This is a genomic window from Frankiales bacterium (assembly GCA_016125335.1).
GTDB lineage: Bacteria > Actinomycetota > Actinomycetes > S36-B12 > CAIYMF01 > Longivirga.
Genome location: WGLY01000017.1, coordinates 180,947 through 206,293, shown reverse-complemented (window position 1 = coordinate 206,293; position 25,347 = coordinate 180,947). Strand labels below are relative to the sequence as shown.

27 protein-coding genes are annotated in these 25,347 nt (G+C 75.7%); 15 read left to right on the top strand and 12 right to left on the bottom strand.

The genetic code is table 11. The features are described 5' to 3' along the window. Positions 1–72: 72 nt before the first annotated feature. From GC157_10835 to GC157_10825, 3 genes are read left to right on the top strand one after another with little or no spacing between them, the layout of a single operon-like run. On the top strand, positions 73–486 hold the full coding sequence (locus GC157_10835; GenBank protein MBI1377957.1) for a hypothetical protein: 414 nt from the start codon (positions 73–75) through the stop codon (positions 484–486). After that, a complete protein-coding gene (locus tag GC157_10830; GenBank protein ID MBI1377956.1) occupies positions 483–1,718 on the top strand; it encodes a hypothetical protein in 1,236 nt (411 codons plus the stop codon). Before GC157_10835 ends, GC157_10830 begins: the two co-directional genes overlap by 4 nt. A 58-nt stretch (positions 1,719–1,776) precedes the next feature. Further along, complete coding sequence (locus GC157_10825; protein ID MBI1377955.1) at positions 1,777–3,243, top strand: hypothetical protein; 1,467 nt, start codon at positions 1,777–1,779, stop codon at positions 3,241–3,243. On the opposite strand, the gene GC157_10820 is transcribed toward GC157_10825, so the two are convergent. After that, the gene (locus tag GC157_10820; protein MBI1377954.1) at positions 3,176–3,361 is read right to left on the bottom strand and encodes a hypothetical protein; all 186 of its coding nucleotides are present in this window, start codon (positions 3,359–3,361) and stop codon (positions 3,176–3,178) included. The genes GC157_10825 and GC157_10820 overlap by 68 nt on opposite strands. On the opposite strand from GC157_10820, the gene sigM reads away from it, so the two are divergent. From sigM to GC157_10795, 5 genes are all read left to right on the top strand, one after another. Then, on the top strand, positions 3,360–4,040 hold the full coding sequence (gene sigM, locus GC157_10815; GenBank protein ID MBI1377953.1) for an RNA polymerase sigma factor SigM: 681 nt from the start codon (positions 3,360–3,362) through the stop codon (positions 4,038–4,040). The two genes, GC157_10820 and sigM, sit on opposite strands and share 2 nt — an antisense overlap. Further along, the gene (locus tag GC157_10810) at positions 4,037–4,963 is read left to right on the top strand and encodes a hypothetical protein (protein ID MBI1377952.1); all 927 of its coding nucleotides are present in this window, start codon (positions 4,037–4,039) and stop codon (positions 4,961–4,963) included. Before sigM ends, GC157_10810 begins: the two co-directional genes overlap by 4 nt. Positions 4,964–5,124: 161 nt before the next feature. Then, the gene (gene trxB / locus GC157_10805) at positions 5,125–6,093 is read left to right on the top strand and encodes a thioredoxin-disulfide reductase (protein ID MBI1377951.1); all 969 of its coding nucleotides are present in this window, start codon (positions 5,125–5,127) and stop codon (positions 6,091–6,093) included. 139 nt (positions 6,094–6,232) lie between these two features. Beyond that, the gene (trxA, locus tag GC157_10800) at positions 6,233–6,556 is read left to right on the top strand and encodes a thioredoxin (protein MBI1377950.1); all 324 of its coding nucleotides are present in this window, start codon (positions 6,233–6,235) and stop codon (positions 6,554–6,556) included. A gap of 8 nt (positions 6,557–6,564) precedes the next feature. After that, on the top strand, positions 6,565–7,677 hold the full coding sequence (locus tag GC157_10795) for an N-acetylmuramoyl-L-alanine amidase (protein MBI1377949.1): 1,113 nt from the start codon (positions 6,565–6,567) through the stop codon (positions 7,675–7,677). 40 nt (positions 7,678–7,717) lie between these two features. On the opposite strand, the gene GC157_10790 is transcribed toward GC157_10795, so the two are convergent. Next, positions 7,718–8,131, bottom strand: a complete 414-nt coding sequence (locus GC157_10790) for a hypothetical protein (protein ID MBI1377948.1) — start codon at positions 8,129–8,131, stop codon at positions 7,718–7,720. Beyond that, positions 8,128–8,760: a GNAT family N-acetyltransferase gene (locus tag GC157_10785; protein MBI1377947.1), complete on the bottom strand. Its 633-nt coding sequence runs from the start codon at positions 8,758–8,760 to the stop codon at positions 8,128–8,130. The genes GC157_10790 and GC157_10785 overlap by 4 nt, the downstream gene beginning before the upstream one ends. A 253-nt stretch (positions 8,761–9,013) precedes the next feature. On the opposite strand from GC157_10785, the gene GC157_10780 reads away from it, so the two are divergent. Next, a complete protein-coding gene (locus GC157_10780; protein MBI1377946.1) occupies positions 9,014–10,327 on the top strand; it encodes an aminotransferase class I/II-fold pyridoxal phosphate-dependent enzyme in 1,314 nt (437 codons plus the stop codon). A gap of 52 nt (positions 10,328–10,379) precedes the next feature. Next, complete coding sequence (locus GC157_10775; protein ID MBI1377945.1) at positions 10,380–11,345, top strand: D-alanine--D-alanine ligase; 966 nt, start codon at positions 10,380–10,382, stop codon at positions 11,343–11,345. A gap of 39 nt (positions 11,346–11,384) precedes the next feature. Here GC157_10775 and GC157_10770 read toward each other — a convergent pair whose 3' ends face one another. From GC157_10770 to GC157_10730, 9 genes are all read right to left on the bottom strand, one after another. Further along, positions 11,385–12,368, bottom strand: a complete 984-nt coding sequence (locus GC157_10770) for a ParB/RepB/Spo0J family partition protein (protein MBI1377944.1) — start codon at positions 12,366–12,368, stop codon at positions 11,385–11,387. A gap of 168 nt (positions 12,369–12,536) precedes the next feature. Beyond that, positions 12,537–13,517: an AAA family ATPase gene (locus GC157_10765; GenBank protein ID MBI1377943.1), complete on the bottom strand. Its 981-nt coding sequence runs from the start codon at positions 13,515–13,517 to the stop codon at positions 12,537–12,539. Beyond that, complete coding sequence (locus tag GC157_10760) at positions 13,445–13,639, bottom strand: hypothetical protein (GenBank protein ID MBI1377942.1); 195 nt, start codon at positions 13,637–13,639, stop codon at positions 13,445–13,447. The genes GC157_10765 and GC157_10760 overlap by 73 nt, the downstream gene beginning before the upstream one ends. Then, a complete protein-coding gene (rsmG, locus tag GC157_10755) occupies positions 13,636–14,289 on the bottom strand; it encodes a 16S rRNA (guanine(527)-N(7))-methyltransferase RsmG (GenBank protein MBI1377941.1) in 654 nt (217 codons plus the stop codon). Before rsmG ends, GC157_10760 begins: the two co-directional genes overlap by 4 nt. A gap of 88 nt (positions 14,290–14,377) precedes the next feature. Further along, complete coding sequence (locus tag GC157_10750) at positions 14,378–14,962, bottom strand: single-stranded DNA-binding protein (protein MBI1377940.1); 585 nt, start codon at positions 14,960–14,962, stop codon at positions 14,378–14,380. 127 nt (positions 14,963–15,089) lie between these two features. Continuing rightward, positions 15,090–16,067 carry a membrane protein insertase YidC gene (gene yidC / locus GC157_10745; protein MBI1377939.1) on the bottom strand — a complete coding sequence of 326 codons (978 nt, stop codon included), beginning with the start codon at positions 16,065–16,067 and terminating at the stop codon, positions 15,090–15,092. Next, the gene (gene yidD / locus GC157_10740) at positions 16,064–16,522 is read right to left on the bottom strand and encodes a membrane protein insertion efficiency factor YidD (GenBank protein ID MBI1377938.1); all 459 of its coding nucleotides are present in this window, start codon (positions 16,520–16,522) and stop codon (positions 16,064–16,066) included. Before yidD ends, yidC begins: the two co-directional genes overlap by 4 nt. Next, on the bottom strand, positions 16,519–16,974 hold the full coding sequence (locus tag GC157_10735; protein MBI1377937.1) for a ribonuclease P protein component: 456 nt from the start codon (positions 16,972–16,974) through the stop codon (positions 16,519–16,521). The genes yidD and GC157_10735 overlap by 4 nt, the downstream gene beginning before the upstream one ends. 20 nt (positions 16,975–16,994) lie before the next feature. Next, on the bottom strand, positions 16,995–17,132 hold the full coding sequence (locus tag GC157_10730) for a 50S ribosomal protein L34 (GenBank protein MBI1377936.1): 138 nt from the start codon (positions 17,130–17,132) through the stop codon (positions 16,995–16,997). Positions 17,133–17,754: 622 nt separating this feature from the next. On the opposite strand from GC157_10730, the gene dnaA reads away from it, so the two are divergent. The 5 genes from dnaA to gyrB all read left to right on the top strand — a co-directional run bounded on the left by dnaA (position 17,755) and on the right by gyrB (position 25,332). Continuing rightward, entirely contained in the window at positions 17,755–19,260 is a 1,506-nt protein-coding gene (gene dnaA / locus GC157_10725; GenBank protein MBI1377935.1) for a chromosomal replication initiator protein DnaA, read from the top strand. 782 nt (positions 19,261–20,042) lie between these two features. Beyond that, positions 20,043–21,161, top strand: a complete 1,119-nt coding sequence (locus GC157_10720) for a DNA polymerase III subunit beta (GenBank protein MBI1377934.1) — start codon at positions 20,043–20,045, stop codon at positions 21,159–21,161. A 29-nt stretch (positions 21,162–21,190) separates the two neighbouring features. After that, positions 21,191–22,354 carry a DNA replication/repair protein RecF gene (gene recF / locus GC157_10715; GenBank protein ID MBI1377933.1) on the top strand — a complete coding sequence of 388 codons (1,164 nt, stop codon included), beginning with the start codon at positions 21,191–21,193 and terminating at the stop codon, positions 22,352–22,354. After that, positions 22,347–22,943, top strand: a complete 597-nt coding sequence (locus GC157_10710) for a DUF721 domain-containing protein (GenBank protein MBI1377932.1) — start codon at positions 22,347–22,349, stop codon at positions 22,941–22,943. The genes recF and GC157_10710 overlap by 8 nt, the downstream gene beginning before the upstream one ends. Positions 22,944–23,235: 292 nt before the next feature. Beyond that, complete coding sequence (gyrB, locus tag GC157_10705; GenBank protein MBI1377931.1) at positions 23,236–25,332, top strand: DNA topoisomerase (ATP-hydrolyzing) subunit B; 2,097 nt, start codon at positions 23,236–23,238, stop codon at positions 25,330–25,332. Positions 25,333–25,347: the final 15 nt, after the last annotated feature.

Genomic DNA, 25,347 nt, shown 5'->3' with positions numbered 1-25,347 from the left:
CCCGCGCGGCTCAAGCGCGGCTCTCGGCGCGCCGACGTCTCCTGCGTGGCAACTGTCCGGTCGAGCACCCGTGTGACGGCGCACCCGCGCCGCCTGCGCTCCGACGCGGGCGTGGTCCTGGTGACGAGCCTGGTCAAGCTCGTGCTCGTGCTGGGGATCCTCGGCGTGGTGGGCTACGACTCGTTCTCGGTGCTCGTGGGGCAGTACCGGGTCCGCGACGACGCCGCCACGGCCGCTCGCGCCGGCAGCGACGCGCTGCACGCCACCGGGCGGCAGTCCGCGGCCTACGCCGCCGTGAGCGCCTTCGCCCAGGAGCACGGGGACGTCGTCGTGCGGCAGGGGCCGACCACGACGCCCGACGGGCGCCGCAACGCCTGGTTCGTCGAGCTGCGGCGCGACGCGCACACCCTGGTGACCTCCTACGTCCCGGGGCTCAAGAACTACGTCGTCGCGCAGGCCGACTCGACCGCGAGCGACCCCCTGTGAGCACCGCGCCCGCCCGCCCCGGGCGCCGGCGGCTGGTCGTCACCGCGCTGGTGGCCCTCGCCCTCGTGGCCGGCGGCAACCTCGGCGGCAGCGGCCGGGCCAGCGCCGACACCGACCTGGCCAAGGCCCGGGCGGCCGCCGACGTGCTGCGCGCCAAGGTGGACCGGCTCGAGGCCGAGTCCGAGGCCGCGGCCGAGGACTACGGCGCCGTCAACACCGAGCTCGGCGACCTGGTGACCCGGCTCATCCTGGCCGAGGGGCAGGTGGACGCGACCCGCCAGGACGCGGCCGCCGCGGCCGCGCGCACCGACGCCGCGGCCCGCCAGATGTACATGACCGGCGGCCCGAGCGCGATCTACGCGAGCATCCTCGACGGCCAGGACATCTCCGACGTGCTGGACCGCATCAACGCGGTCCGCTCGGTGGTGCAGGGCGACATCGTCGCCACCTCCGTCGCGCAGGACGCCGTGGCCCAGGCGACCGCGACCCGCGCGGACCTCGCCCTGCTCACCGCCCGCCGCCGGGCGCTCGAGGACAAGGCGCTGGCCATCGCCCGGCGCGCGGCCGACCTGCACGCCCAGGCGGTGGCGGCGCTCGCCGACGCCGACGCCACCGTGCGCCGGCTGGTCGACCAGGAGCGGGCGGCCGCCGAGGCCCGGGCCGCGGCCGCGGCGGCCGCCGCCTACCGCGGGACGCTGCCGTGGTCGACGGTGACCGTCCCGGCCGACGCGTACAGCGCCGTCGACCGCGCGATCGCCGAGGCGAGCGCGAACCCCGCGACGCCGTGGGCGGTCGGGGCGATCACCGACGCCCGGCGCTGGCTGGGGACGCCGTACTCCGCGGGCGGCGGCGGGCGCTCCGGCCCGTCCACCGGCTGGTGCTCCTCGCTGGCACCCGACGACGGCCGCCTCGCCGACGGCACCTGCGCGGCCACGAGCACGGTCGGGTTCGACTGCTCGAGCCTCATGGTGCGGGTGTTCAGCGCCGCCGGGCGCGACCTGCCGCGCACCTCGCGCGAGCAGTGGAAGATCGGCGTCCACGTCCCGCTGGCGCAGCTGCAGCCGGGCGACCTGCTCTTCTGGGCCTACGACCTGTCCAACCCCGGGTCGATCCACCACGTGGCCCTCTACATCGGCCACGGGCTGATGATCCAGGCCCCGCACACCGGCGGGCACGTCGAGGTGGCCTCGGTGTACCTCAACGGCCTCATCGGCGCGGTTCGCCCGATCTGACGCCGCGTCGGGGCGGGGGTCACCGGGCGGCGGACCACCCGGACCTACCCTGGTGACCATGTCCGACACGAGGCAGGCCGGCCCGCGCCCCGTCCCGGCGCCCGACGACCTCGTGCTCGGCCGCTACCGGCTCGTCGACCGCGTGGCCGACGCCGACGGCTCCACGCTGTGGCGGGCCACCGACGAGCGGCTGCACCGCCCGGTCAGCGTGCGCCTCACCCCGCTGGAGAGCCCCACCTGCGCGCGGCTGCGCGACGCCGCGATCGCCGCCTCGACGGTGAGCGACCGCCGGGCCGTGCCCGTGCTCGACATCGTGGAGGACCCGGGGTGCGGGTGCCTCGTCGTCGTCACCGAGTGGATCACCGGCACCACGCTGGGCGAGACCCTCGCCGCCCGCGGCGGCGACCCGCTGCCGCCCGTCGACGCCGCGGCCCTCGCCCTCGAGGTCTCGCGCTACCTCGGCGCCGCGCACGCGGCGGGGGTCACCCACGGCCGGGTGCGGCCGCGCTCGGTGATCATCACCGACGCCGGGGAGGTCCGGGTGCGCGGGCTCGGCGTCGACCAGGCGCTCTACGGCGTCGAGCCGGACCTCGAGCCGCGCCTCGCCGACGTCCACGCCGTCGGCGCGGTGCTCTTCGCCGGCCTCACCGGGCGCTGGCCAGCGCGCGCCGGGTCCGACCCCTTGCCCGGCGTGCCGCCGCTGCCGGGCGGGCGCACGCCGTCCCCCGGGCTCGTGGTGGCCGACGTGCCGGCCGACCTCGACCTCATCGCCGCCCGCGCGCTGCAGACGGCGACCCCGCCCAAGGGCCTCGCGCACTACACCAGCGCCGAGGAGTGCACCGCGGACCTGTCCTCGGCCCTCGCGATCCCGGTCACCGCGCCGGCGGTGCGCGGACGGGGGCGCACCGTGGTGCGGGTGGTCGGCGTCGTGCTGGCGATGCTCAGCGCGGTGGGCCTCGCGCTGCTCGGCGCCACGATGGTGCTCGGCTACGGCGGCGACCCCCTCACCACCCCGCGCACGGACGCGCCCACGGCTACCGCGCCGACCTCCGCCTCGCCCACCTCCGCGCCGCCGGTGGTCACCGGCGACCAGGTGCTGCCGGTGATCAAGGCCAACGACTACGACCCGTACGGCAACAAGTCGGAGAACCCCGGCCAGCTGAAGTACGCGATCGACAAGGACCCGGCCACCGCCTGGACGACCATCCACTACTCGAGCCCCACGATGGGCTCCAAGCGCGGCGTGGGCATCAGCCTCGACCTCGGGATCGCCCGCCCGGTGTCGGGCATCAAGCTGCGCCTCGTGGGCAACGGCACGGACCTCGTCCTCTACGCCACCAGCGACCCGGCCAAGCCGATCACGACGTTCACGAAGATGGCCACGAGCAAGGGCGCCGGCAACCAGCTCACGATCCGGGTCCCGACGCCGGTCACCACGCGCTACCTGGTCGTCTTCCTCACCCGCCTGCCCGCGGCCGCGGTGGGCTTCCAGGGCGGCATCGCCGACGTCCAGGTGCTCGGCTGAGCCCGGGCCCTCCCCGCACCCCACGCGCGCCGCGCCGCCGTCCGCCGCGCCGGCCCCCGCGCGCCCGGTCGTGGCTCGCGTACCGGCGGCCCGGCGCGCCGTAGGCTGACCGCGCCATGACCGAGGACGTCGCTGCCCCGGGGTCGCCGGGCCCCGGCCCGGACGACGCCGCCCTCCTCGCCGCCCACGTGGCCGGCGACGCCGAGGCGTTCCCCGAGCTGGTCCGGCGTCACCGCGACCGGCTGTGGGCCGTGGCGCTGCGCACCACGGGCGACCCGGAGGACGCGGCCGACGCGCTCCAGGACGCCCTGGTCTCCGCCTTCCGCAACGCCGGGTCGTTCCGCGGCGAGGCGGCGGTCACCACCTGGCTGCACCGCGTGGTGGTCAACGCCTGCCTGGACCGCATGCGCCGGCGCCGGGCCCGGCCCACCGTGCCGCTGCCCGCCGAGGACGGCGACACCGGCGCGCACGGCATCGCCGACCCGCGCGACGACCTCGACCGCCTCGAGCTGCGGATGGAGATCGACCGCGCGCTGCGCGCCCTGCCCGACGACCAGCGCGCGGCGATCGTGCTCGTCGACGTCGAGGGCCTGCCGGTGAGCGAGGCGGCCGCGCTGCTCGGCGTCCCGGAGGGCACGGTGAAGAGCCGGTGCTCGCGCGGTCGCGCGCGGCTCGCCGTCGCCCTCGCGGGCCTGCGGAACCCCGACGACCCGGGCGGCGTCCCATCACCGCAGCCCCGGCCGGCGCCCGACCCGGCCGCGACCCTCGACCCGCCACCGGGAGGTGAGCCCGCATGACCGACGAGGCCCGCCCCGCCGACGACGCGAGCACCCCCGGCCCGGAGGCGACCCCGGATCAGGACGCCCACGTGCGGTCCCTGCTCGGGATGCTCGGCCCGGACGACCTGCCCGCGCCGGACGACGTCGTGCGCCGCCTCGACGCGGTGCTCGACCAGGAGCGCCGCCACGCCGACGCCGCAGGTGGCCCGGGCACCGCCACCGCGAGCACCGACGGGGCCGACGACCCGGCCGGACGGGGCGGCACCGGCGACGGCGGCGCGCAGCAGGAGGACACCGCCACGGTGCTGCCGCTCGACGCCGCGGCGCGCCGGCGGCGCAACCTCGGGGTGCTCGGCTGGTCGAGCGGGGCGGCCGCCGCGATCCTGCTGTTCGCCGGCGGGTTCGCGCTGATCGCCCGGCCCGGGCTCACCCACGGCTCCGCCGACTCCGGCGCCGTCACCACCGTGGCCGGGGGGCAGCCGCCCACCGTCATGAGCTCCAGCGACACCGCCTACGCCCCGGCCACCCTGCGCAGCCAGGTGACCTCGCTGGTGGCCGGCGCCCGCACCGCGGCCAGCCCTGCGGCGGCGGGCGCGCAGAGCCCGGCCGCGGCGCCGTCGGACGCCTCCGCGCCCGCCGTGGCGCCGGAGTCCGCGACGTCGTCGTCCAAGGCCGCCTTCGGCGCCGACTCCTCCGCCCCCGCGTCGGGCTCGGCCGCGCCGCTGACGGCCGGCACCCTGCCGGCCTGCCTGGTCGGCCTCGGCCTGCCCGGCGCCACCGCCGTGGTGGTCGACCACGGCACGTTCGAGGGCAAGCCGGCCGACGTCGTGGTCGTCCCGGACCCGGAGGACGCCACGGTGCTCGACGTGTTCGTGCTGCACCCCGGGTGCGACGCCACGACGCCCCTGGTCTACGAGTACACGACGATCCCGGCGGGCTGACCCGCCACGGCCGGCGGGCCACCCGCGCGGGCCGCCCGCTCGGCTCGGATCGGAATGCGCTGCGGCCTAGGATCGTTCACGCAGATGCGCCCGCAGCCGGCGTACTGCACGACCACCCGCACCACCGGGACGCCCGAGTCCCGCCCGTCGAGAGGCCCCCCGTGAGCGACGTCCGCAACGTGATCATCATCGGCTCCGGCCCCGCGGGCTACACGGCCGCCATCTACGCCGCGCGTGCGCAGCTCGCCCCGCTCGTCTTCGAGGGCGAGATCTCCTGGGGCGGCGCGCTCATGAACACCACCGAGGTCGAGAACTTCCCCGGCTTCGCCGAGGGGATCGTCGGCCCGGAGCTCATGCAGACCATGCGGGCCCAGGCCGAGCGCTTCGGCGCGGAGCTCGTCACCCAGGACGTCACCGACGTCGACCTCACCGGCCCGGTCAAGTCCGTCACCGCCGACGGCGTCACCTACCAGGCGCGCACCGTCATCCTCGCGATGGGCTCGGGCTACCGCGAGCTCGGCGTCGACGGCGAGAAGCGCCTGTCCGGCCACGGGGTCTCGTGGTGCGCCACGTGCGACGGCTTCTTCTTCCGCGAGCAGGACATCGTGGTGGTCGGCGGTGGCGACTCCGCGCTCGAGGAGGCCACGTTCCTCACCCGCTTCGCGCGGTCGGTGACCCTGGTGCACCGCCGCGACACCCTGCGCGCGAGCAAGATCATGCAGGAGCGCGCCTTCGCCAACGACAAGATGCGCTTCGCGTGGAACTCCGAGGTCGTCGAGGTGCAGGGCGCCGACAAGGTGACCGGCCTGGTGCTGCGCGACACGGTCACCGGCGAGACCCGCACGCAGGAGGCCACCGGGCTGTTCGTGGCCATCGGCCACGACCCCCGCTCGGAGCTCGTGCGCGGCCAGGTCGACCTCGACGCCGAGGGCTACGTGCTGGTCGAGGGCCGTTCCACCCGCACCAGCCTCGAGGGCGTCTTCGCCTGCGGCGACCTGGTCGACCACACCTACCGCCAGGCCATCACCGCCGCCGGGTCCGGCTGCGCGGCCGCCCTGGACGCCGAGCGCTTCCTGGCCAACCTCGAGGCCGCCGAGCTCACCCACGACGCGCTGCAGACCCTGGCCTGAGCCGACGCCGCCGCCCCCGGGCGGCGCATGGCACCATCGTCGGCGAGGCGTCGTACGGTGGGGCCGACCCGCACCGGGCCCGGCCCGGCACCACCCGCACCGCCAGCCCCACGAGCCCCACGAGGGAAAGGAACGCCGCATGGGCGCCGCCAAGATCGTGACCGACGCGACCTTCACCGACGAGGTACTGCTGTCCGAGAAGCCGGTCCTGGTCGACTTCTGGGCCGAGTGGTGCGGGCCGTGCAAGATGGTCAGCCCGATCCTCGAGGAGATCGCCGCCGCGCACCCCGAGAAGATCACCGTCGCCAAGTTCAACGTCGACGAGAACCCGCAGACGGCGGCGAGCGAGCGGATCCTGTCCCTGCCGACGATGAACGTCTACCAGGGCGGGCGCCTCGTGAAGCAGATCGTCGGCGCCAAGCCCAAGGCGGCCCTGCTCGCCGACCTGGCCGAGTTCCTGTAGACCCTCGCGTGAACGCGCCCGCCATCCGGCGGGGGGACACCGGCACGGCGGTCGCCGAGATCCGCGACCGGCTCGGACGGCTCGGCCTGCTCACCGAGCACGACCCCGCCACCGACCCCCTGCACGCGCGCTTCGACGACACCGTCGACGCCGCGGTCCGCTGCTTCCAGCAGGAGCGCGGTCTCACCGTCGACGGCGTCGTCGGGGGCCAGACCTTCCGCCGCCTCGAGGAGGCCCGCTGGTCGCTGGGCGACCGGGTGCTGTCCTACAGCCCCGGGCACGTCGTCGCGGGGGACGACGTGCTCGCGCTGCAGCGGCGCCTGGCCGGGCTCGGGTTCGACCTCGGGCGGGTGGACGGCGTGTTCGGCGTGCGCACCGACACCGCGCTGCGCGAGTTCCAGCGCAGCGTGGGTGTGGACCCTGACGGCACCTGCGGTCCCGAGACCTTCCGCGCGCTGGGCCGCCTCGGCCGCACGATGAGCGGCGGGGGCACGGCCTCCGTGCTGCGCGAGCTGCACGCGCTCGAGGCGCTGTGCAGCGGCGTGGCCGACAAGGTCGTCGTCATCGACCCGGGCCACGGCGGACTCGACGACGGCCGGCGCCACGGCGAGCTGTCGGAGGCCACGGTGGCCGGCGACCTCGCCCTGCGGGTGGAGGGCCGCCTGGCCGCCATCGGCGTGCAGGTGCTGCTCACCCGCTCGCCGGACAGCAGCCACGCCCCCGAGGAGGCCGAGCGCGCCGCCTTCGCCAACGACACCGCCGCCGACCTCGTGCTCTCGCTGCACGCCGACTCGGTCGAGTCGCCCGTGCCCGGCGGCTGCGCCACGTTCTACTTCGGCGACCCGGTCTCCGGCGCGGGCTCCACCCTCGGCCACCGCGTCGCCGACATGGTGCAGGAGGAGATCTGCGCGCGGACCGACCTCACCGACTGCCGCACCCACGCGAAGACCTGGGACCTGCTGCGCATGACCCGCATGCCGGCCGTGCGCATCGAGTGCGGCTACCTGTCCAACCCTCGCGACGCAGCCCGGCTGTCCGACCCCGGGTTCCGCGACGCCGTGGCCGAGGGCATCTCGGCCGCCGTCGTCCGCTTCTTCGCCCCCGTGCCCGCCGAGGCCTGACCCCGGGCCGTCGGCATCGCGCCGTCGGGGCTCTCCCGGCTCAGGAACCGGTGCCGCCGCCGAGGACCAGCCAGCCGAGGAACGCCAGGCCGTAGGCGGCGACCAGCACGGCGACGCCGGCCAGCACCGCCGTCGCCACCGCACCGGACCACGCCAGGGTGGGCAGCCGCCCGTCGCTGTCGCGACCGCGGCGGGCGTCGCGCACGGCTCCCACCGCCAGCACCACGAGCACGGCGACGACCACCGGCGCGAGCAGCACCGCGCCGCCCCACAGCAGGGTCATCACCAGCCACAGCCCGAGCACGAGCCACGCGGTGACCGAGCGCTGCACCGCCCGTACGGCGAACTCCGACGGCTCGGCCGGTGCGGCCGCGCGCCCGCGCGGGCGCGCGGCGGGAGGCCGAGGCAGCGACGAGTCGTGCGGACCCGGCTGCTCGGGGACGGCGTCGCTCACGCGGTGGGGTCCTCGCGGTGCAGGGCGCCCATCGTGCGACGGCGGCCGAGCAGCCGCTCGAGAGCGGCCTCCACGACGTCCTCGCGCCAGGCGGTGGACCGCAGGTCCAGGCGCAGCCGCGGGGTGCGGGGGTGGCTGCGCACGGTGGTGAAGCCCACCGCCAGCAGGAAGTCGGCCGGCACGAGGCAGGCCGCCTCGCCGTCGGCCGACGCGACGGCCTCCACGGCGCGCACGCCGCGGCGGGCGAGGTCGGCGGCCATCCCCTGCACGAGCATCCGGGCCAGCCCGCGGTCGGCGTGCTCGGGCTCGACCCGCAGCGCGGCGAGGGCGACGGCGTCCGGCGAGACGGGCGCGGTGGGGTAGGCCATGAGGCCGGGCAGGTACGCCGGGGGCGCGTAGAGCGCGTAGCCGACGACCTCGCCGTCGACGCGCGCGACCTGGCCGCACGAGCCCCAGTCGAGCAGCGTGGCGGACAGCCAGGAGGCCTTGGCCTCCTCCGTGGCGCGCTCGGCCTCGGCCCGGCCGCGGGCCACCGCGTCGAGCTCCCAGCGCACGCAGGAGCGGCACGGCGAGGGCAGCTCGTCGAGGGAGTCCCGCGTCAGCGGGGCGAGGCGCCGGGGGACGGCCACGAGGGCGTCCTCAGCCCGTCACCGGTCGCGGGAGCTCCTCGCGGTGCGGGCGCAGCAGACCTGCCACGAAGCCCGCCACGAGACCGAGGAGGAGCAGCACGAGGACCCAACGGACAACCCGCATGACACCACCTACCCCTCATCCGGCATCGTAGGCGCACAGCATCGCCGTACGGCACCCGCGACAGCGTCGTCGTCTCCGCCGTACGCGCCTCGTGGACCCGGCCGGGTCCTCGACGGGAGCATGGGGACGATGGATCCGACGCCGCACCAGGTCCACGGCACGAGGCTCGACCCGTGGGTCGACGCCTACGCCGCCCGCACCCGCGGGCTCACCGCCTCGCAGGTCCGGGCGCTGTTCGCGGTCGCCTCCCGGCCCGAGGTGGTCTCGCTGGCCGGCGGCATGCCCTACGTCTCCGCGCTGCCGCTCGACTCCCTCGCCGACACCGTCGCCCGGCTGCTGCGCGACCGCGGCGCCGTGGCGCTGCAGTACGGCTCCGGCCAGGGCGACGTCACCCTGCGCGAGCAGATCCTCGAGGTGATGGCGCCGGTCGGCGTGAGCGCGCACCCCGACGACATCGTGGTCACCGCCGGCTCGCAGATGGCGCTCGACCTCGTGGTGCGGGTGTTCTGCGACCCCGGCGACGTCGTGCTGGTCGAGGCGCCCACCTACGTGACGGCGCTGGGCGTGTTCTCCGCCTACCAGTGCGAGGTGGTGCACGTGCCCATGGACGAGGAGGGCATGCGGCCCGACGCGCTGCGCGAGGCCATCGCCGCGGTGCGCGCCGAGGGCCGGCGGGTGAAGCTCGTCTACACGATCCCCTCGTTCCACAACCCCGCCGGCGTCACCCAGGGACCGGCCCGGCGGGCCGAGGTGCTCGACGTCGTGCGCTCGGCCGGGCTGCTGCTGCTCGAGGACGACCCCTACGGCCTGCTGGGCTTCGACGGCTCCGTGCCGCGCGCCATCCGGGCCGACGAGGCCGAGTCCGTGGTCTACCTCGGCACGTTCTCGAAGACCATCGCGGCCGGGCTGCGCGTGGGCTGGGCCGTGGCCCCGCACGGAGTGCGCGAGAAGCTGGTGCTGGCCAACGAGACCGCCACGCTGTGCCCCTCGAACTTCGCCCAGCTCACGACCTCGGAGTACCTCGCCACGTCGCCGTGGTTCGACCAGGTCAAGGTCTTCCGCGAGGTCTACCGCGAGCGACGCGACGCGCTGCTCGAGTCGCTGGCCACCCTCATGCCGGCGGGCACCCGGTGGACCGTGCCCGCGGGCGGCTTCTACAGCTGGGTCACGCTGCCCGAGGGGCTCGACGCCACCGCGATGCTGCCCCGCGCGGTGTCGGCGCTGGTCGCCTACGTGCCGGGCACCGGGTTCTTCGCCGACGGCCAGGGACGCGAGTCGCTGCGGCTGTCCTACTGCTACCCGGAGCCCGACCGGATCCGCGAGGGCGTCCGTCGGCTCGCCGGCGTCATCGAGGCCGAGCTCGAGGTGGCGACGACGTTCGGCTCGCCGCGGTCGGCGCCCGAGCGGGAGGGGCCGGCGTCGCCGTCGCCGGACCTGGCGTGAGTGCACGGGGAGCCGAAGCCGAGATGCGTTGCGGGACAAGGGGTGTGAGGACATGACCGGTACGCCGGCTGCCGGGGTGGGGCGCGTCGTCGTCCTGGCCGGCGGGCTCTCGGCCGAGCGCGACGTCTCGCTGCGCTCGGGACGCCGCGTGGCCGAGGCGCTGCGCGCCACCGGGGCCGAGGCGGAGGTGCTCGACGTCGACGCCGCCCTGCTCCCCGCGCTGTCGGCGGACCGCCCGGCCTGCGTCGTGCCGCTGCTGCACGGGGCGGCCGGCGAGGACGGCGCCGTCCGCGACGTGATCGCCGCGCTCGGCATCCCCTTCGTGGGATCCGGGCCGGACGCCTGCCGCCGCGCGTTCGACAAGCCCGTGGCGGCCTCCCTCGTGGCTCAGGCCGGCGTGCGGGTGCCCGTCTCGATGTCCTTGCCGCACACGACCTTCCGCGAGCTCGGTGCCGGCCCGGTGCTCGACGCGGTGGTGTCGCGGCTCGGCCTGCCGCTCGTGGTGCGGCCCACTCGTGGCGGGTCGTCGCTGGGCACCTCGATCGTCACCGACGCCGCGGACCTGCCCGCCGCGATGGTCGCGGCGTTCGCCTACGGCGACACCGCCTACCTCCAGAGCTTCGTGGCCGGCACCGAGGTGGCGGTGTCGGTGGTCGACGACGGCTCCGGACCGCGCGCCCTGCCCGTGGTGGAGGTGGTGGCCGACGGCGGCGTCTACGACTACGGCGCGCGCTACACCGCCGGGGCCACCGAGTTCTTCGTGCCGGCCCGCCTGCCCGACGACGTGCTCGCGCGCGTCGCGGCGGCCGGCGTCACCGTGCACACGACGCTGGGGCTGCGCGACCTCTCGCGGGCCGACCTCATCGTCGACGCCGACGGCGAGCCGTGGTTCCTCGAGGTGAACGTCGCGCCGGGCATGACCGAGACCTCGACGTTCCCGCAGTCGGTGGCGGCCTCCGGCACCGACCTCGGCGCGCTCACGGCCCGCTTGGTGGAGCTCGCCGTGTCCCGCTCCTGACACCTGTTCGGCTCGACATCCCTTGCGGCGCAAGGGATGTCAGGATGTGTGCTGCTCGCCGTCGATGAGGTCGACGATGCGGCGGAGGTCGTCGAGCGTCGCGAACTCGATCGTCACGCGGCCCTTGGAGCGCCCCGCCTCCACGCGCACGCGGGTCTCGAGCCGGTCGGAGAGCCGGTCGGCGATGTCGGACAGCCCCGGCGCCTGCGGCCGGCGGGGCCGGGCCACCCGGGCGCGCTCGCGTCCGTCGGCCTCCCCCACCGCCACGATCTCCTCGACCGCGCGCACCGAGAGCCCCTCGGCGACGATGCGCGTCGCCATGGCGTCCATCGCGGCCGGGTCGTCGAGCGAGAGCAGCGCGCGGGCGTGGCCGGCGCTGAGCACGCCCGCCGCCACCCGGCGCTGCACCGGTGCCGGCAGGCGCAGCAGCCGCAGCGTGTTGCTCACCTGCGGCCGGCTGCGCCCGATGCGGGCGGCGAGCACCTCCTGGGTGCAGCCGAAGTCCTCGAGCATCTGCTGGTAGGCCGCGGCCTCCTCCAGCGCGTTGAGCTGCGAGCGGTGCAGGTTCTCCAGCAGGGCGTCGCGCAGCAGGTCGTCGTCGGCGGTCTCCCGCACGATCGCGGGGATCGGGTCCAGGCCCGCCTCGCGCGCGGCCCGCCAGCGCCGCTCGCCCGCGACGAGCTCGTAGCGCGGGCCGCCCGGCTCGGCGACCGGGCGCACCACGATCGGCTGGAGCAGGCCGATCTCGCGGATCGAGTGGACCAGCTCGGCGAGGGCCTCCTCGTCGAAGACGGTGCGGGGCTGGCGGGGGTTGGGGCGCACGTCGTCGAGCGCCACCTCGGCGTAGCGGACGCCGGCCACCGGGGCCAGGCCCTCCTGCCCGTGGGGGTCGGCCGGGGGCGCGGGGTGGGTCGCGTCGACGGTGACCACGGCGGGGCCGGCGGCCTCGGCGGGCGGCTCCTCGCGGGTGGCCGTGGGGATCAGGGCCCCGAGCCCGCGGCCGAGCCCGCGCTTCTGGTTCACGTGCGCTCCTCCTGGGTCTGCCGGTCGCGGCCCGACCCTACCTCCCGGCGGCGGGCGGGCGTGGGGACGGCCCGTCCCCCGCTGCTGCGGTGCTCCACCGCCTCTGCCACCGCGGCTGCGGCGTCGATCGGTCCACCCGGGGCGGGACGGGGCCGACCCCGGAGCGGGTCAGCCCGCCGGGTCGGCCGGCTGACCCGTCGCCGCGGGCTGCCGGGCGAGCTCGCGGGCGGCCTCGAGGTAGGACAGCGCCCCGCTGCTGCCGGGGTCGTAGGTGAGCACCGTCTGCCCGTAGGACGGCGCCTCCGAGACGCGCACGGACCGTGGGATGGCGGTGTCGAGCACGGCGGGGCCGAAGTGGCTGCGGACCTCGTCGGCCACCTGCGCGGCCAGGCGGGTGCGGGCGTCGTACATCGTGAGCAGGATCGTCGAGACGTGCAGCGCGGGGTTGAGCTGCTCGCTGACCAGCTCGACCGTGCGGATCAGCTGACCGAGGCCCTCGAGCGCGTAGTACTCGCACTGGATCGGGATGAGCACCTCGTCGGCGGCCACCAGCGCGTTGAGGGTGAGCAGGCCGAGGCTGGGCGGGCAGTCGACGAGCACGTAGTCGAGCCGGCCGTGGCGCGCGGTGTGCTCGGCGAGGTAGCCGGCCACCGCCCGGCGCAGGCGGTGCTCGCGGGCCACCATGGGCACCAGCTCGATCTCGGCCCCGGCGAGGTCGAGGGTGGCCGGCGCGCACCACAGGCCCTCGATCTCCGGCACCGGCCGCACCACGTCGACGAACGGCGCGCCGTCGATGAGCACGTCGTACACGCTCGGGGTGCCGCTGTGGTGCTCGATCGAGAGCGCGGTCGAGGCGTTGCCCTGCGGGTCGAGGTCGATCACGAGCACCGCGAGGCCCTGCAGCGCCAGGGCCGCGGCGAGGTTCACCGTCGAGGTGGTCTTGCCGACGCCGCCCTTCTGGTTGGCCACGGTGAGCACGCGGGTGCGCAGCGGGCGCGGCAGCTGCTCGCCGAAGCGGCGCGTGCGGACCTGGACGGCCGCCTCCGCGGCGGTCGCGAGAGGGGTGTCGTCGGCGCTCACGCGCTCTCCTCGTCGTTGCTCGTGCCCCGCTGGAACGGGCCGGGGACGGTGGCGGACGCCACGGGCCAGCCCAGGCCGCCCGGGCGCCCGGCCGGCGGCATCGGGGCGACCCCCCGCGGCCAGCCCAGCCCGGGCACCGTCGTCGCGCGCTCAGAGAGCGGGATCCCCGTGGCGCCGTGCTCGCCGCTCATCGGCCCCCCTTGCGCCGTCCGGCCCGCAGCCGGACCACCCGCACCACCGTGGTGGGGGGCTCGACGACGCCGGCCCCGCAGTGCAGTACCTCGGTCTGGCCGCCGCCGAGGCGCTCGAGCGCCGCCGCCGAGGCGGCGACCTCCTCGGCCGCGCCCTCCCCCTTGAGCGCGAGCAGCGTGCCCCCGACGCGCGCCAGGGGCAAGGTCCAGCCGGCCAGGCGGTCCAGCGGCGCCACCGCCCGGGCGGTGACGACGTCGACCGCGAGCTGGGCGTCCTCGGCCCGGCCGCGGCGCACCTGCACCCGCTCGCCGAGCCCGAGCCGGTCCACCGCCTCGGACAGGAACGTCGTGCGGCGCAGCAGGGGCTCCACGAGCACGAGCCGCAGGTCCGGGCGCACCAGCGCGAGCGGCAGGCCGGGCAGCCCGGCCCCGGAGCCCACGTCGGCCACCTCGGCCCCCGGGGGCACCAGCTCCTCGAGCACCGCGCAGTTGGCCACGTGGCGGCTCCACAGCCGCGGCACCTCGCGCGGGCCGATGAGGCCGCGCACGACCCCGGCGTCCCCGAGCAGGTCCACGTAGGCGGTGAGGCCGGCCGCGGCGTCGGGGTACCGGGCGAGCAGGCGGTCGCGCACCCCGGCCTCCTCCCCCACGGGGACGGCCTCGGCCGGGCGCGCCGGGGCGCCGGGGGGCGGGCCGCCCTCCGGTCGCGCGCCGGCGTCGCTCACCGTCCGTCCCGGGTCAGGACCCGGGCAGGACGACGACGTAGCGGCGCGGCTCGACGCCCTCGGACTCGCTGGTCAGCCCGGCGGCGGCCACGGCGTCGTGGACCACCTTGCGCTCGAACGGGGTCATCGGCTCGAGCCGCACCGGCTCCCCGGTGCTCGTGGCGCGCGCAGCGGCCTCGGCACCGAGGGCCGCGAGGGCCTCGCGGCGGGCCGCCCGGTGGCCGGCGATGTCGAGCATGAGCCGCGAGCGCTCCCCCGTCTCCCGGGTCACGGCGAGGCGGGTGAGCTCCTGGAGCGCGTCGAGGACCTCGCCGCGGTCGCCCACGAGGTGCTCGACGTCGCCGCCGACGATGCTCACGAGCGCGCGGTCGCCCTCGACGTCCATGTCGATGTCGCCGTCGAGGTCGGCGATGTCGAGCAGGCCCTCGAGGTAGTCGGCGGCGATGTCGCCCTCCTGCTCGAGGTGCCCGACCGAGCCGGATCCACGCCCGGCGCGGGCGGGACGGCCCGTGGTGGCCTCGGCCGGCGCGGCGGCGTCCCCGTCGGTGGGGTCGGGGGCGATCGTCTCGGGCTCGGTCGCGGGGGTGCTCTCAGTCATGGCGTGGGTCGTCTCTCCGTGGGGCACCGGGCGGTGCTGTGGTCGGGGGCCGTTTCACGGGAAACGGCGGGGCGGGCGGGCGGGAGCGCGGCGCGGATGTTTCCCGGGAAACGTCGTGGCCGTGGGGTCAGGTCTGCGGGTCGGCGCCGGCGTCGCCGTCGGTCCGGGGTGGGGTGGGGGCCGACCCGCCCTGCTTCTTGCGCTGGCTGCGGGTCTGCCGCTGCGGCTGCTGGCGCGGCTGCGGGGCGGCCGGCGGCGGCGCGATGGCCTCGGGGTCGACGCCGCCGTGGCGTCGCGCCCGGCGCGCCGCCTGGCGCTCCTCCCACGCGGTGTACGCCGGGGTGCCGGGCTGGGGGTTGTTCCGGATGACGTAGAACTGCTGGCCCATCGACCACAGGTTGGTGGTGAGCCAGTAGATGAGGACGCCGACCGGGAAGTTGATGCCGGTCACGGCGAAGAAGATCGGGAAGACGTACAGCAGGATGCGCTGCTGCTGGGCCATCGGGTTGTCGCGCGCGGTGTTCTTCACGATGAGCTGGCGCTGCGTGGTGAAGGTGGTGATCGTCATGAGGACGATGAGCACCGCGGTGACGACGTGCGTCGCGGCCTGGTTCGGGGTGAGGTCGGCACCGGTGAACGTGGCCCACAGCGGCACGCCGAAGATCGTGGAGTGGTAGGCCGAGTCGACCTGCTCCTGGGTCATGACCCCGTACGGGATGCCCTTGGCGACGCCGTAGTTGAGCACCCGGAACAGGGCGAAGAAGATCGGCGCCTGCGCCAGGATCGGCAGGCAGCTCGCGAGCGGGTTGGTCCCCGTCTCCTTGTAGAGCGCCATCATCTCCTGGCTCTGGCGCTCGCGGTCCCCGGCGTACTTGGCCTGGATCTCCTTCATCCTCGGCTGGAGGATCTGCAGGTTGCGCTGGCTCTTGATCTGGCGCACGAACAGCGGGATCAGCGCGATCCGGATGACGATGACCAGGCCGACGATCGACAGCGCCCACGCCCAGCCGGAGTCTTGGCCGAGCAGCGCCCCGAAGACGACGTGGAACTGGACCAGGATCCAGCTCACGATCGACTCGAGCCAGGACAACGGGTTGAGGGTCACGCGACGCTCCGGTCGTGGGTCGGGGGGAGGGTCCCGGCCGGTGTCCCGGCTCCGGGCTGGTCGGGGGCCGGCGCCCGCGTGCCGGCGTCGGGCGCGGTCGGCCCGCCGGCGTCGGGCCCGGGGGTGCTCGCGCCGGACCCGCCTGACGCGGACTCGAGCGAGATGTAGGGGTCCGGCCGCCACCGTCCGCGCGGCGGCACGTGGTCGACGCCGCCGGCGTTCCAGGGGTTGCAGCGGCAGATCCGGGCCACGGTCAGCGCCGTGCCCTTCGCCGCGCCGTGCACCGAGATCGCCTCGAGGCCGTACGCCGAGCAGCTCGGGTAGAAGCGGCAGCGCGGACCCAGCAGCGGGGACAGGAAGGTCCGGTACCCCACGATGAGGCCGGTGAGCAGCCAGCGCAGGACGCGGCCGACGGTCGCGTCGAGGGCCCGGCGCACCGCCCGGAGCGGCGTCATGACGGTGTCCCCGCCGCAGCCGCGGCCGGCTGACGGCTCCGGGTGCCGCGCCGACGCGCCGCCTCGAGGGCGCTGTCGAGGTCGGCGGCCAGCGCCGCGGAGCTCGCCGTGGCCGCCGGCGGCAGGGCGCGCACCACGAGGCGGCTGCCCTCGGGCAGCGCGGCGAGGCGGGGCGCGACGAGGTGGCGCAGCCGGCGGGCGACCCGGTGGCGCACCACGGAGCCGCCGACGCCCCGGCCCACGACGAAGGCCGCCCGCGGTCCGGGCCCGGGGCGGGAGGGGTGCTCGGGTGCGAGGTCGCGCGGACGGCCGGCGTCGGCCTCGAGGGGACCCGCCGCGGGGTCCCCGAGGTCGAGGTGGACGACGAGGAGGGGCCGGCCGGCCCGCGCACCGCGGCGGACCGTCCCGCTCACGTCCTGGCTGCGCCGCAACCGCGCGCTGCGCGGCAGCACGGCCCGGTGCTCCGGGACCGTCAGGCCGACAGCTCGGCGCGGCCCTTGCGGCGGCGGGCCGAGAGGATCGCGCGGCCGGCGCGGGTGCGCATGCGCAGGCGGAACCCGTGGGTCTTCGCCCGGCGGCGGTTGTTCGGCTGGTACGTGCGCTTGCTCATCGGTCGGCTCCGAACCGTGCAGGGACCAGGGGTGCCTGGTCAGGCGTGGGGGACCGGAATCCGGTCCGGGCGTGCGTCCGCCGGGGGCGGAGGTCGAGCGGGATCGGGCGCAGCGGGCCGGGGGTCCGGCCGGCCGCCACCGGACGCCGGCGATCGGGTCGTCGGCACGCGGCGGAGGCCGCCGACACGTCGCCCGCCTCGTGCACAGCGGTGCACCCGGCGGGAGGACGGACGTCGGCGCGTCCACGGTACGGGGGACGCCGCGGGGGGGTCAAACCGCCCTCGACGTCGGGCACGCTCCCACGCCCGCGCCGCGGCAATCGAGCAGTGTCCCGCGGCCGTGGCGGACGGCCGGGCAGCGACACGCGGACAATCACCGCCGATCGTGGCAGACTCCGGCCCCTGCCTGTGGACAACCCGTGGCCAGCGCCGCAGACTCCGCACTACCGTCGCGACCCAGTGCCGCGGGCCCGGGCGGTGCACGACCGATCGACAGGTGGGTCACACCACCTCTGACCTGCGACGACGCCGAGGATCCACCCGTTCCACACCTGTGGACGAGCGTGTGGATGCCCCGGGGTCCACCAGGACCCGCGCGAACCACCCGAGGGGGCACGAGCCGATGGCCGACGACGACCTGGACCTCACCGACGTCTGGTCCCGGGCGCTGGACTCGCTGGGCGACACCGGCATGACCCCCCAGCAGCGCGCGTTCGTCTCGCTCACCCGGCCGCTGGCCCTCATCGAGGACACCGCGCTGGTCGCCGCGCCCAACGAGTTCACCAAGGACGTGCTCGAGAGCAAGCTGCGCCCGCTCGTGGTCGACGCGCTCTCGCGCACCGTCGGGCGCGAGGTGCGCATCGCGGTCACGGTCGACCCGGCGATCGCGCCCGCCCTCGACGAGGACGCCACCGACGACCTCGCCGACTCCACCTACGCCGACGTCGTCGAGCCCGAGCCCGCGCCCGGCCCGGCCGCGCCGCCGCCGGTGCTCACGACCCCGCCCCCGGCCGTCGCGCCGGCCCCGGTGCCCCCCGCGCCCGACCCGGTCCGTCCGGGCACCGGCTCGCCCGGCACCCGCGGCGAGGAGACCAGCAGGCTCAACCCCAAGTACACCTTCGACACCTTCGTCATCGGCTCGAGCAACCGGTTCGCCCACGCGGCCGCCGTCGCGGTGGCCGAGCAGCCGGCGAAGGCCTACAACCCGCTGTTCGTCTACGGGGAGTCCGGCCTCGGCAAGACCCACCTGCTGCACGCCATCGGCCACTACGCCCGCACCCTCTACGCGGGGTCGAGGGTGCGCTACGTGAGCTCCGAGGAGTTCACCAACGAGTTCATCAACTCCATCCGCGACGACAAGGCCGCGGCGTTCCAGCGCCGCTACCGCGACGTCGACGTCCTGCTCGTCGACGACATCCAGTTCCTGTCGGGCAAGGTGCAGACGCAGGAGGAGTTCTTCCACACGTTCAACACGCTGCACAACGCGAACAAGCAGATCGTGGTCACCAGCGACCTGCCGCCCAAGCAGCTGCAGGACTTCGAGGACCGCATGCGCTCGCGGTTCGAGTGGGGCCTCATCACCGACGTGCAGCCGCCCGACCTCGAGACCCGCATCGCCATCCTGCGCAAGAAGTCCGCGCAGGAGCGGCTCTCCGCCCCGCCTGAGGTCCTCGAGTTCATCGCCTCGAAGATCTCGACCAACATCCGCGAGCTCGAGGGCGCCCTCATCCGCGTCACCGCGTTCGCGAGCCTCAACCGCCAGCCGGTCGACCTCCCCCTCGCCGAGGTCGTGCTCAAGGACCTCATCACCGACCAGGCCGGCCCCGAGATCACCTCGTCGATCATCATGATGCAGACGGCCGCCTACTTCGGCGTCTCGGTCGACGACCTCTGCGGCTCCTCGCGCTCGCGGGTGCTCGTCACGGCGCGCCAGATCGCGATGTACCTGTGCCGGGAGCTCACCGACCTCTCGCTGCCCAAGATCGGCCAGGCCTTCGGCGGCCGCGACCACACCACCGTGATGCACGCCGACCGCAAGATCCGCCAGCTCATGGCCGAGCGTCGCTCGCTCTACAACCAGGTCACCGACCTCACCGCGCGCATCAAGAGCACCGCGCGCCAGGCCTGACCCCCGTCCCGCACCGATCCGCCCCGGCTCCGCAGGTCCCGGGCGCGACGTCCCGCGCGGTCCGCGGCCGGACACACGCCGTCACCGCCCCCCGGCCGGTCGTCACCGGCTGCGTTCACAACCTGTGGATAACCCTGGGGACGACCTCGAGGGTCGGCTGGGGACGACGCCGTGGACAACCTGCGGGCGACGCCGTGGACGACCGGGGACGCACGCCGGACCGGCCGCCCGTGCGGGCCGCCGTCCCCCGTCGCCCCCGGGTGTCCCCACGGCGGTCCACAGCCCGGCCGGGACGACGACGCGCCGTGCGACCTGCGCCGACGCGGGTTGTCCACAGGATCCCCAGCCCCTATGACGACCACGGGAGTAAGAACACCAGGAGTTCCTCCACGAGCCTCCACCCCGCCCCGACCTGTGGACCGGCGGTGCCGGCCTGGGGGCGGAGCCCCGCGCGGGCACCGGTCCACCGCCCGACCCGGCTCCCCCGACACCCTGCGTGGTCGCCCTCGCCCACCGGCGTCGTCGCCTCACCCACCCGGCCCAGCGGCACCGCCGGACCCGGCTCGGGCGTCCCGGTCGCGGGCGTGCGGCGTCCTCCCGCGGTGGTGCCCGCGCCCCCGGTTCCCGCCGACGCGCCCACCGCCTCGGGGTGCCGTCTGTCCGCGGGTGGGTGGTGCGTGGAAGCATGACCCCCGCGTACGACGACCGGCACGACGCGCCCGCGCGCGAGTCCGGGTCCTCGCACGGCCCGCAGGTCCCGTCACCGACAGGAGAGACCCGACGTGAAGTTCCGGCTCGAGCGCGACGTCCTCGCCGAAGCCGTGGCGTGGGCGGCGCGCACCCTGCCCTCGCGCCCGTCGATGCCGATGCTGGCCGGGCTCCTGGTCGACGCCGCCCCCGGCGGCCTCACGCTCTCGAGCTTCGACTACGAGGTGTCCGCCCGCGTGGCGGTGCCGGCCGACGTCGACGAGCCGGGGCGGGTGCTGGTGTCCGGCCGGCTGCTCGCCGACATCGCCCGCGCCCTGCCGGCGGCCCCGGTCACGCTCACCTCGGAGGGCAGCCGGGTCGAGGTGCGCTGCGGCCGCTCGTCGTTCACGCTCCCCACGCTGCCGGTCGAGGACTACCCCACGCTGCCGGACATGCCGGGCTCCTCGGGCTCGGTCGAGGGCTCGGTGTTCGCGGCGGCCGTGGCCCAGGTGGCCGTGGCCGCCGGGCGCGACGACACGCTGCCCACGCTCACCGGCATCCGCGTCGAGATCGCCGACTCCACGATCACGCTGGCCGCCACCGACCGCTACCGGCTCGCCGTGCGCGAGTTCACCTGGAGCCCCGAGCACGCCGGCCTCGACGCCACCGCGCTCATCCCGGCCCGCACCCTCGCCGAGACCGCGAAGTCGCTCGGCCACTGCGACTCCGTCCACCTCGCGCTGGCCAGCTCCGGCGCGGGCGACGGGCTCATGGGGTTCGAGGGCGACGGCCGGCGCACCACCTCGCGCCTGCTCGACGGCGAGTTCCCCAAGTACCGCGCGCTGCTGCCCAGCGAGTCGGCGTCCGTGGCCATCGTCGAGACCGCGTCCCTCGTCGACGCCGTCAAGCGCGTCGCCCTGGTGGCCGAGCGCAACACCCCGGTGCGCCTGGCGTTCTCCGACGGCGAGGTCGAGCTGCGCGCGGGCGCCGGCGACGAGGCCCAGGCCAGCGAGGCGGTGGAGTGCTCGATCGACGGCGACCCGATCGAGATCGCGTTCAACCCGCAGTACCTGCTCGACGGGCTCGGGGCGCTCGACGACGCCTCCACCCGTCTGTCGTTCACCTCCTCCACCCGCCCGGCGGTGCTCACGCCCGGCGGCGACTCGGGCTCCACCTACCGCTACCTGCTCATGCCGGTCCGCCTCTCGGGCTGACGCGCCAGCCACCCGAGCCTGCCGACCACGTGCACGTCACCGCCCTCTCGCTCACCGACTTCCGCAGCTACGCCCAGGTCGACCTCGAGCTGCGGCCCGGCGTCACCTCGTTCCTCGGCCGTAACGGCCAGGGCAAGACGAACCTGGTCGAGGCCCTCGGCTACGTCGCCACGCTGGGCAGCCACCGGGTCGCCACCGACGCCCCGCTGGTGCGCACCGGCGCCGAGCGCGCCGTCGTGCGCGCCGCGATCACGCGCGACGTGCGCTCGGCGCTGGTGGAGATCGAGATCAACCCCGGCCGGGCCAACCGCGCGCGCATCAACCGCTCTCCCGTGCCGCGCCCGCGCGAGGTGCTCGGCCTGCTGCGCACGGTCCTCTTCGCCCCCGAGGACCTCGCCCTGGTGAAGGGCGACCCGTCCGAGCGGCGCCGGTTCCTCGACGACCTCGTGGTGGCCCGCGCACCGCGCATGGCCGGGGTGCGCGCGGACTACGAGCGCGTCCTCAAGCAGCGCAACGCCCTGCTCAAGACCGCCTACGGCGCGCGCCGGGGCGGATCGTCGGCGGCCGAGGTGATGCACACCCTCGAGGTGTGGGACTCCCACCTCGTGGCAGCCGGGGCCGAGCTGCTCGCGGCCCGGATCGAGCTCGTGGGCGCCCTCGGCCCGCTCGTCGCATCCGCCTACGACGCGGTGAGCGCGGGGGCCGGGCCGGCCGGCCTCGAGTACTCCTCGTCGCTGGGCGCCGGTCCCGCCGCCCCGGACGGCGTCTCAGCGCTGCCGCCGGACCGTGCGGTGCTCGCAGAGGTGATGGCCGCCCGGATCGAGGAGCGCCGCCGCGACGAGCTCGACCGCGGGGTCTCGCTCGTGGGCCCGCACCGCGACGACCTCGTGCTGGCGCTCGGCCCCCGGCCGGCGAAAGGCTATGCCTCCCATGGGGAGTCGTGGTCGTTCGCCCTCGCCCTGCGGCTCGCGTCGTACGAGCTGCTGCGCAGCGACGGCTCGGAGTCGGCCGAGCCGGTGCTCGTGCTCGACGACGTCTTCTCCGAGCTCGACGCCGGGCGCCGAGACCGGCTCGCCGCGCTGGTGTCCTCCGCCGAGCAGGTGCTGGTGACCGCGGCGGTCGAGGCCGACGTGCCCGCCGCGCTGGACGGCGACCGGGTGACGGTGGCCGAGGGCACGGTGCGCCGTGACTGAGCGCGAGGAACCTTCCGGCACGGACGCCGCGGACGCCACCGACGCCGCGACCGGCACGGACGGCGCGGACACGGCGGGCCCCACCGGTGCGGACGCGGCGAAGGAGGCGCTGGCGCGGGCCCGGGCGGCCAGCCGCGCCGCCGGTGCCGCCGCGCGCCCGGGGGCCCGGCGTCGTCCCGAGGACCGCGAGCAGCGCAGCGGCGCCCGGCCGGACGGGCGCGACCCGCTCACCCTCGGCGACTCGGTGCAGCGGCTGCTGCGCGAGCGCGGCTGGGAGCAGCCGACCGCGGCCGGGGGCCTCACCGGCCGCTGGGCGGAGATCGTGGGGCCGGACGTCGCCGAGCACGTGCGGGTGGAGACCTTCGAGCCCGCGCCCGACGGGCGCGGGCTGCTGCTCGTGCTGCGCGCGGACTCCAGCGCCTGGGCCACCACGCTGCAGTACATGCTCCCCACGCTGCGCACCCGCATCGACGCCGAGCTCGGCGCCGGCGCGGTGCGCGACATCAGCGTGCTCGGCCCGGCGGCGCCCTCCTGGCGGCACGGGCGGCTGCACGTGAAGGGCCGGGGCCCGCGCGACACCTACGGCTGACGCCTCCCGTCCGACCCCCGGCCGCCGCAACCCGCACCCGGGTGGGGCCCTCCCCGGCTAGGCTCGCCCCGCCGGGAGCGTCACCGCCGGGCCGACCCGTGCTGGACGCCGCACCCGCCCCGCCCACAGGCGCCGGGACCCCGCCGACATATCCCCACTCACGGAGGGTGTCCGGAGCGGCCCAGGGCGCCGCTCACGGTAGGATGAGGGCCGGTTCTCCGGGGCTCCGGCAGGCGGTTCCGGTCCGGTCGCGCGACCCCCACGGTCGCGGTCCGCACCGCCGCCGCGTCGCATGCCTGCGCCCCGGCCGGTCGCACGTCCCGGGTCCTCCCGGCGACCGGCCCCTCGGGGCCCGGACGGCACGGCTGGCAGCGCGCCCGTGCGGCGCGCGCACGACGACAGGGGTCACTGCGTGTCCTACGACGCGAGCAACATCACCGTCCTCGAGGGACTCGACGCGGTGCGCAAGCGGCCCGGCATGTACATCGGCTCCACCGGCGAGCGCGGCCTGCACCACCTCGTCTACGAGGTCGTCGACAACTCCGTCGACGAGGCGCTGGCCGGCTACTGCGACCACATCGAGGTCACCCTGCTCGCCGACGGCGGCGTCCGCGTCGTCGACAACGGGCGCGGGATCCCCGTCGACATCCACCCGGTCGAGGGCAAGCCCGCGGTCGAGGTCGTGCTCACCGTGCTGCACGCCGGCGGCAAGTTCGGCGGCGGCGGGTACGCGGTGTCCGGCGGCCTGCACGGCGTCGGCGTCTCGGTGGTCAACGCGCTGTCCACCCGGGTCGACGTCGAGGTGCGCCGCGACGGGTTCGTCCACCGGATCTCGTTCGACCACGGCGCGCCCGTCGCGCCGCTGACCACGGGCGAGCCCACCGACGAGACCGGCACCATCGTCACGTTCTGGGCCGACGACACCATCTTCGAGACCACGCACTACGACTTCACCACGCTCGCGCGCCGCTTCCAGGAGATGGCCTTCCTCAACAAGGGCCTCACCCTCACCCTCGTCGACGAGCGCGCCCCCGAGCCGGCCACGACCGACCTGGCCGAGGCGGAGGCCGAGGAGGTCGAGGCCGCGCCGCGCCGGATCAGCTACCACTACGAGGGCGGCATCGCCGACTTCGTCCGCCACCTCAACGCCACCAAGGGCCCGGCCCACCAGCACGTGATCCACGTGGAGTCCGAGGACACCGAGCGGCTCATCAGCGCGGAGGTCGCGCTGCAGTGGAACAGCGGCTACTCCGAGTCGGTCTACACCTTCGCCAACACGATCAACACGATCGAGGGCGGCACGCACGAGGAGGGCTTCCGCGCGGCGCTCACCACGCTGGTGAACAAGTTCGCGCGCGAGTGGGGCGTGCTCAAGGAGAAGGACGCCAACCTCTCCGGCGAGGACATCCGCGAGGGTCTCGTGGCCATCGTGTCGGTGAAGCTCGGCGAGCCGCAGTTCGAGGGCCAGACCAAGGCGAAGCTCGGCAACACCGAGGCCAAGACCTTCGTGCAGCGGCTGGTCAACGACCAGCTCGGCGCGTGGTTCGAGGCGAACCCCAGCGAGGGCAAGGACATCGCGCGCAAGGCCGTCCAGGCGGCGTCCGCGCGCATCGCCGCGCGCAAGGCGCGCGACCTGGCGCGCAACCGCAAGGGGCTCATGGGTGGTGCCGGCCTGCCCGGCAAGCTCATCGACTGCTCGTCGACCGACCCCGACGAGTGCGAGGTGTTCATCGTCGAGGGCGACTCGGCCGGCGGCTCGGCGCGCAGCGGCCGCGACCCGCGCACGCAGGCGATCCTCCCGATCCGCGGCAAGATCCTCAACGTCGAGAAGGCGCGCATCGACCGCGTCCTCCAGAACAACGAGGTGCAGGCGCTGATCTCCGCGTTCGGCACCGGGGTGCACGACGACTTCGACATCGCCAAGCTGCGCTACGGCAAGATCGTGCTCATGGCCGACGCCGACGTCGACGGCCAGCACATCACCACGCTGCTGCTCACGCTGCTGTTCCGCTTCATGCGGCCCCTGGTCGAGCAGGGCCACGTCTTCCTCTCCCAGCCGCCGCTCTACAAGATCAAGTGGCAGCGCGAGGAGCCGGGCTACGCCTACTCCGACCGCGAGCGCGACGCGCTGATCAAGCTCGGCCTCGAGCAGGGCAAGAAGCTCGGCAAGGACGACAACGTCCAGCGCTACAAGGGCCTCGGCGAGATGAACGCCGACGAGCTGTGGGAGACCACGATGGACCCCGAGCGCCGCGTGCTGCTCCAGGTCACCATCGACGACGCGGCCCAGGCCGACGAGATGTTCAGCGTGCTCATGGGCGAGGACGTCGAGAGCCGGCGCGCGTTCATCCAGCGCAACGCCCGCGACATCCGCTTCCTCGACATCTGACGGCTCGTACGCCGA